The sequence below is a fragment of the Streptomyces sp. NPDC015125 genome (assembly GCF_043080045.1).
Classification (GTDB): domain Bacteria; phylum Actinomycetota; class Actinomycetes; order Streptomycetales; family Streptomycetaceae; genus Streptomyces.
The window spans coordinates 1-1,402 of the sequence record NZ_JBIBVF010000052.1 but is presented as its reverse complement, the minus strand read 5'-3'; the positions used below and the strand labels follow the sequence as shown (position 1 = coordinate 1,402).

At 71.6% G+C, this 1,402-nt stretch carries 2 protein-coding genes; both read left to right on the top strand.

Features of this window, described 5'->3' with window-relative positions:
* A partial coding sequence (locus tag ACF088_RS41215; RefSeq protein ID WP_392381120.1) for a 3-keto-5-aminohexanoate cleavage protein occupies nt 1-561 on the top strand: 561 nt, incomplete at its 5' end.
* A 28-nt stretch (nt 562-589) separates the two neighbouring features.
* The coding region (locus ACF088_RS41210; protein WP_392381119.1) for a 3-hydroxyacyl-CoA dehydrogenase NAD-binding domain-containing protein at nt 590-1,402 on the top strand (813 nt) is incomplete at its 3' end.

Genomic DNA, 1,402 nt, shown 5'->3' with positions numbered 1-1,402 from the left:
GGTCTGGAACGCCTCCCGCACGTCGAGGACCTGCTGCCCGACATCTGCACGCTGGACTGCGGTTCGCTCAACTTCGGCGACGGCTCGAACCTCTACGTCTCCACGCCCGACATGCTGCGCGCGGGCGCGCGGCGCATCCAGGAGCTGGGTGTGCGGCCCGAGCTGGAGATCTTCGACACGGGTCAGCTCTGGTTCGCCAAGCAGCTGCTCGCGGAGGGCCTGCTCGACGACCCGACCGTGTTCCAGCTGTGCATGGGCATCCCGTGGGGCGCGCCCGCGGACCCCGGAGTGCTCCAGTCGATGGTCAACATGCTGCCGGAGGGCGCGCGTTGGGCGAGCTTCGCGCTCGGCCGGATGCAGATGCCGTGGGTGGCGCAGTCGATCCTGCTCGGCGGCCACGTCCGGGTGGGCCTGGAGGACAACCTGTATCTCGGCAAGGGCAACAAGGCGACCAACGCCCAGCTCGTCGAGCGGGCCGTGACCCTCACCGAGTCGATCGGCGCACGCGTCGCGACCCCCGACGAGGCCCGCGCCACCCTCGGCCTCAAGCCGCGCAAGTAGCCCGCCGCGACGACGAAGGATCCCTTTCATGAACACACCCGAGCCGACCTCCCCCGAGCCGTCCACCCTCGATCCTGCGTTCCCCGAGCCGACCTCCCTCGATCCTGCGTCCCCCGGTCCGGCCTCCCTCGCTCCGGCCTCTCCCGAGCCGGTCGCGCCCGAGAACGTCCGGCGTGTCGCCTGCGTCGGTGCCGGAGTCATCGGCGGTGGCTGGGTCGCCCACTTCCTGGCCCGCGGCTACGACGTGACCGCCTGGGACCCGGCCCCCGACGCCGGGCGGAAGCTGCGCCGCCTGGTCGACGCGGCGTGGCCGACGCTCACCTCGCTCGGCCTCGCCGAGGGCGCGTCGACCGACCGGCTCGCCGTCACCGATACTCTCGAACAGGCCGTCGCGGACGCCGAGTTCGTCCAGGAGAGCGCGCCCGAGAAGCTCGACCTCAAGCGTGATCTGCTGGCCCGTCTGGACGCGGCGACACCTCACGGCGTCGTCATCGCCTCGTCCACCTCCGGCTATCCGATGACCGACATGCAGACGACGGCCGCGGACCCGTCCCGCCTGGTCGTCGGCCATCCGTTCAACCCGCCCTACCTCATACCGCTCGTCGAGGTCGTCGGCGGCGAACGCACCGACGCGGCCGCGGTCGCCTGGGCCTCCCGCTTCTACGAGATCGCGGGCAAGTCCGTCATCACGATGGACGGCGAGGTACCCGGCTTCATCGCCAACCGCCTCCAGGAGGCCCTGTGGCGCGAGGCGCTGCACATGGTCGCGAGCGGCGAGGCGACGGTCCGGGACATCGACCGGTCGATCACCGAGGGCCCCGGGCTGCGCTGGGCGGTGATG